Here is a 13,056-nt window from a genome sequence, read left to right as displayed (position 1 = left end):
GCTGCAGCAGTCTTCATGATCTTATGAAGCAGTACTCGATCGCTCACGGAGAGCAGCGAGCACTTTTGGCGCAGTGATGGGCAATTCGGTTAGGCGAACACCAGTGGCTGCAGCAATGGCGTTTGCGATCGCGCCAGCTGTCGGCACGACGGGCGGCTCACCGACACCCTTCGCGCCAAATGGCCCGTAGGCCGACGGGATTTCGAGCAACTCGACCTCGATTGGCGGCACACTCGGCGCCTTCGGCACATCATAGTCAAGCAGACTGGGATTCAGTGGTCGGCCATCATCGCCGTAGTACACCCCCTCGTGGAGAGCCCAGCCAACACCTTGCGCTACACCACCGTGCACCTGCCCAGTCACCAGTGCAGGATTCAATGCCCGCCCGACATCTTGAATTGCCACAAGCCGAAGCACAGTGATGTCGCCAGTCTCAGGGTCGACACGGACGTGAGCGATTTGCCCATTAAATCCAGGTGATGAGCGGGTAATCGCCGAGCGGCCAGTACCGTAGACCGGCGGATATGGTGCACCAAAGCTCATGCTGCGCTGGGCAATTCGCTCAAACGTCACAAAGCGATCGGGCACGCCACGCACCTGCACGCGCCCATCCTGCAACTCAAGATCCTCGACGGCCGCTTCCAGTTCCTGGGCAGCGATCTCGAGCAACTGCCGACGAGCATCCTCGGCTGCAGCTTGCACTGCTGCACCGACCGTGTAGGTGATCTTGCTCCCACCGCTCATTCCGGCATAGGGCGCCGTGTTCGTCGGCAAGGTGCGTACACGAATCCGTTCCAGTGGCTGCTCAAGCACAGCTGCTGCAATCATCGCCAGGACTGTACTGGTTCCAGTGATATCAACGGAGCCAACGGTGACAGTGAGTGTGCCATCGTGGTTTAAACGGACGTTAGCTGCGCACGGCTCAACGCCTCCTGGCCATCCCCCCACGGCAATTCCAACTCCCTCATGGGGCGGCAAGCTATGCCGCTGCTGCCAGAGCGGATGCGCCTGCATGCGCTCGAGAATTGTCCGCAAGCCAATCGTCGGCCATGGCTGTTCATTTGGCATTGGATCACCCTCATCTGAAGCATTCTGCAGTCGGAACGCAAGGGGATCCCAGCCAAGACGTTGGGCCAATTCATCAACTGCTTGCTCAATAACGAATGTCGCTTGGGTGGCACCCGGCGCCCGGTATGCACCAACCCCAGGCTTGTTCGTCAACACTTCATACCCCTCGAGCAGCAAGTTTGGGCAACGGTAGTAACCACCGAGGAGCAGCAAGGCAACATTGACAGGCGTACCAGGATAGGCCCCACTATCAAAGATGACCCGGGCCTGCAGCGCAGTGAGAGTACCGTCGCGGCGTCCGCCAATCTTGAGTTCGAAGATGGCGCCCGGCGCCGGCGTAGCGAGCAGAAACTCCTCCGTTCGCGTCAAGGTCAGCTTGACCGGCCGTCCGAGGCGCAGGGCAAGCGCACCAACAAGCGGCTCCAGCAGTACTGTTTTGCCACCAAAGCCCCCACCAACCTCCATCGGCACCACCGTTACGCGGTCAGCTGGGAGCCCAAGCGTGCTCGCAACAACATTGCGACAGTAAAACTGGCCTTGGGTAGAGGTGTAGATCGTCAGGCTTCCATCGAGCTCGGGCACGGCAAGGCTCACATGCGGCTCGATATAGGACTGATGGACGAACGGCGTGCGATAGGTACGTTCAACGACAGCATCAGCTTCGGCAAAACCACGCGCAACATCGCCACGGCGGAAGCGAACAGCGTTCGTGATGTTGGCGGGCAGCCGACGGACATCCAGCTCTTCCCCGCCGCCAACGGTTGCGTGCATACCCGCCTCTGCCCATTCGCCTTCGAGTTCTTTTGGCCGAATCGCCGGCGCATCAGGACGCATCGCCGCGATTGGGTCGACGACAACCGGGAGCGGCTCATAATCAACATGCACCTGTTCAGCAGCATCAGCGGCAATATCTGGCTGTTCAGCAACGACAACAGCAACTGGCTGACCGTAGTAGATCACCTTGTCGCGCGCAAGGAGCGCTCGAGCTCGCTCAGCCGGCTCTGGCCCATCCGGCAAAAGATCGCGTCCAGTGAAGACCGCGACCACTCCAGGCATCGCCTGCGCTGCAGCAACGTCAACGCCACGAATGACTGCGTGGGCATACGGAGCAGTCACAAGACGAGCATAGAGCATACCTGGAAGCTGCATGTCGTCAGCGTAGCGGACATGACCTTGCAGCTTCGGAGCTGCATCCAAGCGAGGCAATGGTTGCCCGATAACACTCGTGGTGACAGCCATATAGTAGACTCCCCTTCCGCTTCGCATTGCTTTCTGGCATTGTACCCAACACGATGCGCCAGTTCAGTCCTCAATCATCGCACATGAATGCAAACGCAACAGTGTGCATGCTATTCCCGCATACTGTGCTCTGTGTCACATGTTCCACTGACGAGACAACTTGTGCAGGACGCAATCCAGCCGACGAAAGAGGCACCCGCAGGAACGCGGGTGCCTCACAACAATGGCACGGGCTTGGCCTAGACCAACGCCGGAACCCCAACGCGATTGAGTTGGGCTGCGAAGGCTGCTACTTCCTGGGCAACGACATGTTCGAGTTGCTGGCGCAGGCGCTCGACCTCCTGCGCAAGCTGTTCGTAGACGGCATAGGCGCCTTGTGTCGGCCGATCCTCGGATTCGTCGATCATCGAGCTGAGGGCAACGAGCTTCTCGCGCACACGTGTCGGACCAGGTTGCGCCTTCTCTGCATCAACTTGAATGAATTCACGCTCGAGCGCTGTCAAGCGCTCACGGAGCGCATTAGCTGCCTCAGCGATCTGCTCAATCTTTCCTGCGCCTTGCGCACGTGCCTCCCATTCTTCGACCTGGCGCCGCAGCCGGCGAATCCGGTTGACGGCTTGGTGGATTTCATCAATCCGGTCACGGATCGCTACTTTCAGCTCAAACTGGGCACGGAGGTCAGCATCACTCGCACGCACGCGCGGATCCTTGACGATGGTGAAGTGCTGCGTTACCGTCTGATCGCCGACCACAAGCTCCACCTGGTACTCGCCAGGCAACGCCCGCGGGCGAACAGCCGTCGCCAGTGTTTGCTCGAACCGGCTCTTCTTGGCCTCACCTTCGAGTTTCGCCGGTGCTGGATAGCGCATGTCCCAAATAAACCGATGGACACCAGCGGTCGCTGGCGGACGCGGTGGTTCTTCACTCGCACTCGAGAACGCGCAAATCAGATTGCCAGCAGCGTCTCGGATGCGCAACTCAACCCGCTCTGCATCAGTCGGAAGCTGGTAGTGAATCAGCACGCCATCCGGCGGATTCTGTCCAGCATCAAGGAAGACTTCCTCTCTGGTTCCGAGCGGGGTCTCACGCACCCGATAGGAGCCCGTTACCGGACCAAGCATCTTGTAATTGGTGTAGGTTGTCGCGTTGTTATAGCCACGGCCATAGATGCGCCATCGAATTGTCGTGCGTGGCTGGAAGAGCACAGCGGCGGATTGCCCAGGGGCTACACCTTGAGCGAGCTGGCGCAACGGTGTGACATCGTCGCAAATCCAGAAGCTGCGGCCGTGCGTTGCAACGACAAGTTCATCACCAACGACAGCGAGGTCATGCACAGGCACGACCGGCAGATTCGCCTGCCACGCATGCCAGTGCTCACCCTGATCCACGCTCACATAGACGCTAAATTCCCCACCGGCATAGAGTACCCGTGGCTCCGCTGGATCAATGCGGATAACGCGGATGATCTCGCGCATGGGTAACCCATTGGTAATGCGCCGCCATGTCTGCCCGAAATCCGTGGTCACATAGACGTAGGGCGTCCAGTCATCGTCGAGTCGATAGCGGTGAGCAACGAGGTAGCATCCACCAGCGTTGTCACGCATCGGCTCAATCGTTGCAACCGTCGCCCACTCGGGCAAGTCCGGCGGCGTGACGTTCTGCCAGGTGGCGCCGCCATCCCGTGAGACATGCACCAGTCCATCATCCGAACCGGCCCAGAGTACCCCAGCCTGTACCGGCGACTCCGCAAACGCGAAGATCGTGCAGTAGACTTCGGCACCGCTGTTATCCGCAGTAATCGGCCCTCCAGACGCTTTGAGTTTTTCGGGATCATTACGCGTCAAATCAGGGCTAATCACTTCCCAGCTTTCGCCACCATCGCGCGAACGGTGGACAACATTCGAGCAGGCATAGAGCACATCGGGATCATGCGGCGAGATAGCAATAGGAAACGTCCACTGGAAGCGATACTTGTGATACTCGGCGCCAACGCCCGAGCCATGCACTTCCGGCCAGACAGTCACATTGCGCTTCTGCCCTGTGATCGGATCCCACGCAATTAGCCGACCATGGCCATAGCCAGTGCCGATTGCGCCGCAGTAGACAACATGGGGTGGCTTTGGGCTAATCGCCAAATGGCCGCTCTCACCGCCGCCTGGCTCGACCCAATCGGGCCAGCTGATCGCGCCCTCCGTGCCAATGCTCGGAACCGAGATCGCCCAGTTGTCCTGCTGGGACCCATAGACCCGATAGGGTGTCGCCTGATCAACGGCGAGGTGATAGAACTGCGCCGTCGGCTGGTTCAACGGCAGCGTCCAGGTACGCCCACCGTCGAAACTAATGCAGGCTCCACCATCATTCCCTTCGATCATGCGATTCGGATTCTTCGGATCGATCCAGAGCGCGTGGTTGTCACCGTGTGGCGTGGGCACACTTTCAAACGTCTTGCCGCCATCAACCGACTTCCAGAGTTGCAGGTTCATCACCCAGATCGTGTTGGGATCAACGGGATCGGCGGTCAAGTGCATGTAATAGAACGGCCGACGGCGTAATTCGAGGTCATCAGTGCAGAGTTCCCACGTCTCGCCATAGTCGTCAGAACGAAAGAGGCCGCCGTCCTCAGCTTCAATAATCGCCCAAACGCGGCCCGACTGCGCTGGCGAAGCAGCAAGGCCAATTCGTCCCAGGACGGCAGCTTTCGGCAATCCTTTCCGGCGCGTAATCTCCTCCCACGTCGTACCACCATCGAGTGAGCGCCATATACCGGACTCTTCGCCGCCGCTGATCAGCGCCCAAGGATAGCGGCGAGTTTGCCAAAGCGCAGCGTAGAGAATACGAGGATTCTGCTGGTCAATCGTGATATCGATTGCCCCGGTATGCTCACTCTTAAAGAGAACACATTCCCACGTCCGGCCGCCGTCCCGCGAGCGAAAGACACCACGCTCTCGATTCGGGCCGAAGGCATTGCCAAGCGCCGCGACATAGACCATGTCAGGATCGTGCGGATGAATGACAATCTTGCCGATATGCCGGCTGTCACGCAATCCCACGTTCGTCCAGGTTCGGCCACCGTCCGTGCTCTTATAGACCCCATCCCCTTGGCAGACGTTGTTTCGGATGCAGGCCTCACCAGTACCAACGTAGATCACATTCGGATCGGCCTCGCTGACGGCAATTGCCCCAATCGCGGCAGTGCCGAGGAAACCATCCGAGATGTTCTCCCAGTGCGAGCCTCCGTTCGTCGTCTTCCATACCCCACCAGCGCACGCGCCGAAATAAAACGTGCCTGGCTCTGACGGATGACCGGCAACGGCAACCACGCGTCCACCGCGATAGGGGCCAATGCAACGAAACGTGAGCGCCTGCACGACCTGCTCAACCGCCATCGCGCACCACAGCTCCTTTCCCTGTTCCACCAGCGACCGGCTTTACCGCCTGCGATTCTCAATCCACGAACTCGCCTTGTCAATTGCGCGCAGCATCACCGTTGCGCATCGAGCATGCGTAGTCCCGCAAATGCCAAGGGAACAGAGCACTCGTGCTGCACTGGGGTAGCGAGAACGGGCACCCTTCACCGGTGCCGCGCACAGGGGGGCGGCCCGTTGCGTGCGCAATCAGCATGAGTGGGCTTGCGGCGTGTCTTCTGGCCAGTACATGGTATGGGGCGTTGGCCGCGGACCAAAGATGGCTGAGCCAATCCGCACCAGCGTCGAGCCTTCTTCAATGGCAATCTCAAAGTCGCTGGACATACCCATGGAAAGGATCTGTGGCTCAACACCGGGGATGTCTGCTGCGACGAGCAGGTCACGGAGCTGCCGTAGCGTGCGAAAACAGGCACGGATCCGCTCAGTGTCCTCAGTCAGTGCGCCGATTGTCATCAGTCCGCGGATACGCAGCGTCGGATAGGCAGCGACTTGGCGGACGAAGGCGAGCGTTTCCTCGGGTGGAACGCCGAACTTGCTCGGTTCACCCGAGGTATTGACCTGGATCAGGACATCAAGGGTGCGGCCAAGCCGCTCCAAGCGCTTGTGGAGCGCAGTGACGAGGGCTAGGCGGTCGACGGAATGCACCATCTGAGCGAAGGTCAACACATCCTTCACCTTATTCGTCTGCAGGTGGCCAATGAAGTGCCATTCAATCGGCAAGTCTTGCAGAGCCGAAATCTTTTGGAGGGCTTCCTGCACACGATTTTCCCCAAGTAGCCGCTCACCAGCCTCAACAGCATAGCGGATGCGCTCGGGCGGCACAGTCTTGGTTACGAGCAGCAACCGCACCTCACGCGGATCACGCCCGACACGCTCACACGCTGCGACAATGCGCTGGCGCACATGGGTAAGGTTGGCACGAATTTGTTCAGCGAGGACCTGCTGGTTCTCAAGCGTCATCATTCGCCTCCCTATCACCATGCAGTATAGAGAAAATGGCCGGCGCTGCCTCGATGTGGATGAGGCAGCGCCGGTGGGGTGGGGAGGGGCAGGAACGGGATATGCTACAGCAACCAACAAACGCCGCGATCGCCGTGAGGATGGTCATACCTACGCGGCATGCGGCCAGTCCTGCGCTGAAGGACGCGGGAGGCGACGTGCTCGCCGTGCCGCGGCGTAGGCAGTCGAAGGACATGGATGCCACTGACCGACACGGCCGCGCACTCGTCGTGTTGTGCTGGCCGTGAACCAGACGAGGTTGCGCTGCACAGCACCTGATGGCGTGAGGTCGTGATCAACACTCGGACGCAGCAACGGCACGCCGAGCAAGCGAGCGCGAACAATCCGGATCATTCTGCGCAGGAGTAGGCGGAATCTTGACTCCTGGAACGGCAGAACACAGACCGGCAAGACGATTCCAGCTGGTGATGATATTCGCGTGATGTGTCGTTGCATGGTCGCTCTCCACTCCTGCGCAACGCGACGCGTACTCCGATGAGGGTGTCTCAGAGCCGGGTGCGCTCTCGGTCTTCAGCGATTTTGCCGAGGATGAGCAAGGTTGGAGCCCACAGCCCAACGAAGATGCCAAAGCGCTCGGCAGAAGCTCGGTCATCACCGCGGCGTAACAGCCACACAAGGATCGACAAGGCAACTGAGGCAAATGCCGCTGTGTAGAGCGTCGTGCTGCGGGGGAGTTGCTCGGTCAGGGTCTCCATTGTCGCGTTGTCCTTTCACTCGCACCCTCGCCGCAGCGAAGGTAAACTTATACTTGAAGTTCAACTTCAGTCTACGCTATCCTCTCGACGGTGTCAAGCCGGCACAGGATCATGGTCTGGGCGAGCAGGAGAGGGTGTTGGATGACCAATGAACACGCTACTGGACGGGACGAGAGCGGATCACCATCCTCTTCCCTGACACGGTTGACGATCGGGGAAGTGGTGAAAGTACTGCAGCCAGAATTCCCTGAGCTTACGATGTCGAGCCTTCGGTTCTTGGAGCGAATCGGGCTACTGGCACCCGAACGCACGCCGGGAGGACATCGACTCTACTCACTGCAGGACATCGAGCGGATTCGCCAGATCAAGCGGTGGCAGCGCGCTCGCCTCTCGCTTGCCGAGATTCGCGAACGCCTCGAGCGGATGGCGCAGCACGATCCCACAAAGCTCGCAGCGCAGTTGCTTGAGCTACTGCTGCAGGCACGCACAGCCGAAGCCGAACAGTTGATGCACGATGCTGTCGAAAGCGGGATGACTTTGCCAGTGCTCTTTGAATACGTCTTTGCTCCAGCCCTGCGTGAACTCGGTGAGCGCTGGGCACGAGGCGAGATCACCATTGGCCAAGAGCACGAGGTGAGTGCAGCAATTCGCGAACTGGTAACGATGCTCACCAGCCAAACACCGCGGCCGACCATCACACGCGAGCCGGTGGTGGCGGCCTGCGTTGAAGGTGAACTTCACGAGCTTGGCCTTTATATGGCCGCTTGCCTGCTTGAATCGTTCGGCTATGCTGTCCACTATCTTGGCGCTAATACCCCAATCGACGATATTGTCGACGCGGTACGCCGCTGGCATGCTCCCCTCGTCGTCCTGGCAGCCGTCTACCCCGAGCATCTCCCTGCGCTCCTGAAGACGATCGAGCGTCTCGATCGTCTATCGCCGAGAGTACGCCCTCGATGGATTGTTGTTGGTGGGCACGCAGCACTCATGCAGTCGAGCTGGCCGGGCCGCTTGCCAGTCATTCCACTCGGCCATTTCCCACAGAGCGTCGAAGAATTCGCCCAGTTGCTCAAAACGTGAAGAGGACTTCTGTTCCTTGAATCTGGCATGGAACCGGCATATGCAGTTGCGCATGGACGAGGTGCGTGCTACTGTCGCACGAGGACCGGCGATATTGACTCAAAGGTCGCCGCTTTAGGATGACCACGATAACACGAGATTGGAGCATACGATGTCGGAAAGGGCTCCAGACTTCTCAACTGAACGTTATGACACCGTAATTCTCGGTGGGCAGTTCATTGACCCGGGCGCTGGGCGGGTGGGGCGATTTGATGTAGCGATCAAGGACGGCATGGTCGCGGCCGTTGCTCCTTCCTTGCAGGGTGTCCAGGCCGAACGCGTCATCGACGCACGGGGGCAGATCGTCACCCCGGGTCTCATCGACCTCCATACCCATGTCTACTGGGGGGTCACATATTGGGGCATCGAGGCTGACCCTGTCGCGGCACGCACCGGTGTCACAACGTGGCTTGATGTCGGCAGCGCCGGGGCGTACACCTTCCCCGGCTTTCGTCGCTATATTGTCGAGACAAGTCGCGTCCGCATCTACGCGCTGTTAAATCTCTCCGCAATCGGCCTGGTCGCACCAACCTGGGAATTTGCCAACCTCGACTACTGCGACCTCGACCTCGCCGCCCAGATGATTGAGCAGAATCGTGATCTCATCCTCGGTATCAAAGCGCGGATCGATCGCAATACCACGCGCGGCGTCGGTACCCGTCCGCTTGAACTCGCACGGCACCTAGCCGACCAGCTCAACCTGCCACTCATGGTCCATATCGGTCAGGGGCCACCAGAGATCGACGAGGTCGCGGCCTTGCTGCGACCTGGTGATATCCTCACCCACTGCTTCACTGGCGGCTCAATGCGCATCCTTCGTCCGGATGGCACGCTGCACCCGCAGGTTCGCGAATTGCATGAGCGCGGGCTTGTGCTGGATATAGGCCACGGAGCGGGATCGTTTAGCTTTGCCGTTGCTGAAGCACTGCTGCGACAAGGTGTGCTGCCAGACGTGATTAGCAGCGATATCCATCAACTCGCAATCCAAGGGCCAATGTTTGATCTCCCGACAACCCTGTCGAAGTTCTTGGCCCTCGGGATGAGCCTCCCTGAGGTGATCGAGCGAGCAACCGTTGCTCCCGCTCGGATTATTGGGCGCCCTGAACTCGGCACCCTGGCAGTCGGCACTCCCGCTGACCTTGCGCTCTTCGAACTCGTCGACGGCGACTTCACGTTCTACGATGTCGAGATGCAGGCCAGAAAAGGCGACAAGCTGCTTGTAAACACGCTGACATTGAAGGATGGTCAGCCTCTACCACGAGTCCCAGAGTCAGCGCTTCAACCATGGGCAGTGCTTGCCGAGCACCAACGGCCAATAACGGAAATCGGCCATCCATTCCGCCAGCGAGCCCGACATCGCAGCACGAAGAGTTAGCCGAAGGGTTTGCCGAAGAGCGTTGCGACCTCTTGTGGCTCAATCGGATGGAAGGCAAGGTCAAGCGCAAGCCAGAGCGTCTTTGAGAAAGGATGAAACGCCAGCGGGAACGTCGCATTCATTGCGACGCCGGTGATGAGGAGCGGTGCGATCGGTACCGATGGCACAGTCAGCGCAACCCAAATGGCGAGTACTACGGCAAATACGAACTCGGTCACGACGGTGTTGATCGCAATCGATCCAGTCCAGTATCCCTCCTCGCGCTCGAAGAGCAGGTTGCAGCGAGGGCAGCGTTCAACGAGCGTAAACCATCGGCGGAAGATGCGCCGTTCGCCACAGTAGGGGCAGCGCTTTGGTCACGCCACGCCAGAAGAGAAGCCAGCGCGGTGGCAGCGGTGGTCGATGCCATTGTTTGCAATAGGGGGCTTGCCGTTTAGTGTGACGATAAGAGGCGCTTCCCTCGCCATGGACGCCCCTCACGCCTTCTTCATCTGCAAGCATACACCGACGTGGGGGTATCTTGCCCCCACGTCGGTGCGTCTGGATGGTCTCGGCAGCCAAGGCTCGGAGAGGCTTGGAGCTATGAGGCAGCGATGATGGCTGCATCACTTTCGCGGATCTGCTGGTTAAACGCTGCGATGTCACGCTCAATCACCTCACGCAAACGGGCAAGAAGGGCATCAGCCCGTGCGACGAGGTCGGCGAAGACAGCACGCTGAGCAGCAGTTGGCCGCGCATCTGCTGAGCCGATGGCACCAGCCAGTCCAGCTAACTTCGCGTTGAGGCGGACTGGAAAGTTGAGTGAATCCTGGCTGCTCTTGGCCCGGTACTGGATGAGTTCCCCCTCAATCTCGAGCAGGCATTCACGCAGCGCTTTCGCTTGGCTGCTGAGCGCTTCGTGATCTGTGCGCCGTTCCCACGGCTCGAGTTGCTGCCGCAACGTGCGGATGCGATTGACCGCCTCGTGCACTTCGGAGAGTTTCTTCCAGACAGCAAGCGCGAGCTCGAACTGCTCGCGCAGGTCAGCATCGCGAGCAGTAATCCGTGGATCCCGCACCACGTGGAAGCGTTGCTCAACGACGTGATCGCCAACCTGCAGCCGCGCAATGTACGTCCCCGGTGGCACCAGCGGGCCTGCGAGTCCGCCGCGGACAAATTCCATTGACTTGTCGCCGCTAACCAGTGTTGCATCGGGATAGCGCAGGTTCCAGACGACCTGGTGCACCCCCGCCGTTTTCTGCAGCACAGGCTCACGTGGCGGTTCTTGTCCTGGTACAGGCTGCGGCTTCGTGCTGGAGAAGCGGCGGATTTCATTGCCTGCCTCATCATGAATCGTGATTGTTATCTCAGCTGCTGGCTCCTCACGGAGAAAGTAGCGGAGGACTGCACCATCAGGAGGATTTGGTGCAGCATCAAGCAAGATTTCCGTCGCTCTCCCGTCTCAGTCTCCTGAAGCTCGAACGAGACACGGAACGCGCCAGCGCCACGATGGCTAATCTGGCCAGGAGCAGCATGACCAAAGCCGCGATATGAGCGATAGCGCACACGTCACCGAGCGCGAAGAGCCAGGCCGGTTGTTCAAGTTGCTCCGGAGCAAACTGGCGTATGGGCGTGAGGTCGTCGAGCAACCAGAAGCCACGGCCATGCGTGCCAGCACCAAGGTGTCGCCTGTGATCACGAGGTCATGGATGGGAACAACCGGCAATTGCCCCGAACCGTTCCCATTGCCCCCCATCATCAAAGGAAACCCAAAGCCCCGTCTCGGTTCCGGCAAAAAGCAGACCTGGCCGCTGCGGATCGACGCGGATCACCCGAGTAATTTCATCGTCCGGCAGACCAGCGGTGATCAGCTGCCAGTGCTGACCAAAGTCCGTCGTCTTGAACAACAGTGGACGGAAGTCATCAAGGCGATAGCGATGGGCTGCGAGATAGCAGGTCGCAGCATCATGTGGCGAGGGTTCGATGATGCTAATCGTCGCCCACTCGGGCAAGTCCGGCGGCGTGACGTTCTGCCAGGTGGCGCCGCCATCACGTGAGACATGCACCAGTCCATCATCCGAACCGGCCCAGAGTACCCCAGCCTGTACCGGCGACTCAGCAAACGCGAAGATCGTGCAGTAATATTCCGCCCCCGTATTGTCCTTGGTAATCGGCCCACCTGAGGACTTGAGCTTGTCAGGATCGTTGCGAGTGAGGTCAGGGCTGATCACTTCCCAGCTCTGGCCACCATCACGTGAGCGGTGCACGACGTTCGACGTGACGTAAAGCACATCAGGATCATGCGGCGAGATGACGATTGGATATGTCCACTGGAAACGGTATTTCGCCTCTTCCGCACCAGCACCGAGCGTCGTCTCCGGCCAGACTTGGACATTCTGGATTTGGCCGGCAGCTCGGTCGTAGCGCGTGAGGTAGCCGAGGTAGTTGCCAGCATAGATAATATTGGGATTGCGCGGATCGACGGCGATGTAGCCACTTTCGCCGCCGCCAACCTCCTCATACTCAGCAACGGTGATCGCGCCCCGGTGCGACCGGCTCGGAATGCTGATCGTTGTATTGTCCTGCTGGGCACCATAGACCCGGAACGGGAATTGCCGGTCGACTGTCACGTGGTAGATTTCGGCCGTTGGCTGGTTATAGATGTCTGACCAGGTTCTGCCCCCATCGAAGCTGACGCTGGCGCCACCGTCGTCGCCAAGGATCATCCGTTTGGGATCGTGCGGATCGATCCAGAGCGCGTGGTGGTCACCATGGGGCGTTGGGATACTGAAAAACGTCTTCCCACCATCGTTTGACTTCCAAAGTTCGACGTTCAGCACCCAGACGGTTTCGGGATCCTGGGGGTCAGCTACAATGTGGTGATAGTACCAGGCACGTTGGCGAAGACTTTGGTCTTCGGAAAGCCGCTCCCAGGTTTCACCATAGTCGTCGGAACGGAAGACCGCTCCATCCTCGGCCTCAATAATCGCCCAGATCCGTCCTTCCTTCGCTGGAGAGGGAGCGATGCCAATCTTGCCAAGCACACCCTTGGGCAAGCCAGGCTTGTGCGAAAGTTCTTCCCAGGTATCACCGCCATCAGTCGATCGGAAAAGCCCACTCCCCGGCCCGCCACTGA

10 protein-coding genes are annotated in these 13,056 nt (G+C 59.5%); 2 read left to right on the top strand and 8 right to left on the bottom strand.

Going from position 1 to position 13,056, the window contains the following annotated elements; translation table 11 throughout:
- Positions 1-21: 21 nt before the first annotated feature.
- The 5 genes from N675_RS00050 to N675_RS00030 form a co-directional block, all read right to left on the bottom strand.
- The gene (locus tag N675_RS00050; protein WP_038037230.1) at positions 22-2,307 is read right to left on the bottom strand and encodes a xanthine dehydrogenase family protein molybdopterin-binding subunit; all 2,286 of its coding nucleotides are present in this window, start codon (positions 2,305-2,307) and stop codon (positions 22-24) included.
- Between the two features lie 239 nt (positions 2,308-2,546).
- Positions 2,547-5,693 carry a VPS10 domain-containing protein gene (locus N675_RS00045; RefSeq protein ID WP_038037229.1) on the bottom strand — a complete coding sequence of 1,049 codons (3,147 nt, stop codon included), beginning with the start codon at positions 5,691-5,693 and terminating at the stop codon, positions 2,547-2,549.
- A gap of 228 nt (positions 5,694-5,921) precedes the next feature.
- On the bottom strand, positions 5,922-6,695 hold the full coding sequence (locus tag N675_RS00040) for a YggS family pyridoxal phosphate-dependent enzyme (protein ID WP_231577868.1): 774 nt from the start codon (positions 6,693-6,695) through the stop codon (positions 5,922-5,924).
- Between the two features lie 147 nt (positions 6,696-6,842).
- Positions 6,843-7,187 (bottom strand): hypothetical protein, encoded by a 345-nt coding sequence (locus tag N675_RS00035; protein WP_156100753.1) that lies wholly within the window; start codon positions 7,185-7,187, stop codon positions 6,843-6,845.
- A gap of 50 nt (positions 7,188-7,237) precedes the next feature.
- Positions 7,238-7,447, bottom strand: a complete 210-nt coding sequence (locus N675_RS00030; protein WP_051913639.1) for a hypothetical protein — start codon at positions 7,445-7,447, stop codon at positions 7,238-7,240.
- Between the two features lie 141 nt (positions 7,448-7,588).
- Between N675_RS00030 and N675_RS00025 the strand changes: the two genes are divergently transcribed.
- Together N675_RS00025 and N675_RS00020 are read left to right on the top strand one after the other, a co-directional pair.
- A complete protein-coding gene (locus tag N675_RS00025; RefSeq protein ID WP_038037226.1) occupies positions 7,589-8,527 on the top strand; it encodes a cobalamin-dependent protein in 939 nt (312 codons plus the stop codon).
- A 151-nt stretch (positions 8,528-8,678) separates the two neighbouring features.
- The gene (locus N675_RS00020; protein WP_051913637.1) at positions 8,679-9,941 is read left to right on the top strand and encodes an amidohydrolase/deacetylase family metallohydrolase; all 1,263 of its coding nucleotides are present in this window, start codon (positions 8,679-8,681) and stop codon (positions 9,939-9,941) included.
- Here N675_RS00020 and N675_RS00015 read toward each other — a convergent pair.
- From N675_RS00015 to N675_RS00005, 3 genes are all read right to left on the bottom strand, one after another.
- A complete protein-coding gene (locus N675_RS00015) occupies positions 9,938-10,264 on the bottom strand; it encodes a DUF983 domain-containing protein (protein ID WP_081886705.1) in 327 nt (108 codons plus the stop codon). The two genes, N675_RS00020 and N675_RS00015, sit on opposite strands and share 4 nt — an antisense overlap.
- Positions 10,265-10,521: 257 nt before the next feature.
- Positions 10,522-11,361 (bottom strand): flagellar hook assembly protein FlgD, encoded by an 840-nt coding sequence (locus tag N675_RS00010; RefSeq protein WP_051913634.1) that lies wholly within the window; start codon positions 11,359-11,361, stop codon positions 10,522-10,524.
- Between the two features lie 262 nt (positions 11,362-11,623).
- A partial coding sequence (locus N675_RS00005; protein ID WP_422396420.1) for a WD40/YVTN/BNR-like repeat-containing protein occupies positions 11,624-13,056 on the bottom strand: 1,433 nt, incomplete at its 5' end.

The organism is Thermorudis peleae, from assembly GCF_000744775.1.
Taxonomy (GTDB): Bacteria; Chloroflexota; Chloroflexia; order Thermomicrobiales; family Thermomicrobiaceae; genus Thermorudis; species Thermorudis peleae.
This window is presented reverse-complemented; position numbering and strand designations above follow the sequence as displayed.

Excerpts from the sequence above, each read along its gene's own strand:
- N675_RS00050 (WP_038037230.1), bottom strand. The coding sequence starts at position 2,307 with ATGGCTGTCACCACGAGTGTTATCGGGCAACCATTGCCTCGCTTGGAT.
- N675_RS00035 (WP_156100753.1), bottom strand. The coding sequence starts at position 7,187 with ATGCAACGACACATCACGCGAATATCATCACCAGCTGGAATCGTCTTG.
- N675_RS00045 (WP_038037229.1), bottom strand. The coding sequence starts at position 5,693 with ATGGCGGTTGAGCAGGTCGTGCAGGCGCTCACGTTTCGTTGCATTGGC.
- N675_RS00020 (WP_051913637.1), top strand. The coding sequence starts at position 8,679 with ATGTCGGAAAGGGCTCCAGACTTCTCAACTGAACGTTATGACACCGTA.
- N675_RS00030 (WP_051913639.1), bottom strand. The coding sequence starts at position 7,447 with ATGGAGACCCTGACCGAGCAACTCCCCCGCAGCACGACGCTCTACACA.
- N675_RS00040 (WP_231577868.1), bottom strand. The coding sequence starts at position 6,695 with ATGATGACGCTTGAGAACCAGCAGGTCCTCGCTGAACAAATTCGTGCC.
- N675_RS00025 (WP_038037226.1), top strand. The coding sequence starts at position 7,589 with ATGACCAATGAACACGCTACTGGACGGGACGAGAGCGGATCACCATCC.